At 67.7% G+C, this 548-nt stretch carries 1 protein-coding gene; it reads left to right on the top strand.

From position 1 onward, the window contains the following. On the top strand, window positions 1–548 hold a 548-nt coding region (locus J9892_RS22595), incomplete at both ends, for a hypothetical protein (protein WP_210539085.1).

Raw genomic sequence — 548 nt, forward strand, 5'->3', positions numbered from 1 at the left:
GACCGGCGCGCCGACCGTGGTCATCACCGAAGACGTGAACAACGACGGCACCATCAGCCACACCGAGATCAGCGGCAAGGTGGACGTGGAAGTGAGCCTGCCGGGCGATGCCAAGGCCGGGGACACCCTCAAGGTGAGCGGCCAGGCCGACCGCCTGTTGACCGATGCCGACATCACGGCGGGCAAGGTGGGTTACGAGTTTGACCGTCCGGCGGACGGGGTGACGCTGACCGTGACCGCCACCATCGTGGACGCGGCGGGCAACGTTTCGCTGCCGGGCAGCGACAGCGCCACCATGGGCGACACCACCGCGACCGGTGCGCCGACCGTGGTCATCACCGAAGACGTGAACAACGACGGCACCATCAGCAACACCGAGATCAGCGGCAAGGTGGACGTGGCAGTGAGCCTGCCGGGCGATGCCAAGGCCGGGGACACCCTCAAGGTGAGCGGCCAGGCCGACCGCCTGTTGACCGATGCCGACATCACGGCGGGCAAGGTGGGTTACGAGTTTGACCGTCCGGCGGACGGCGTGACGCTGACCGTGA

This window comes from Aeromonas sp. Prich7-2 (assembly GCF_017939255.1).
Lineage (GTDB): Bacteria > Pseudomonadota > Gammaproteobacteria > Enterobacterales > Aeromonadaceae > Aeromonas > Aeromonas caviae.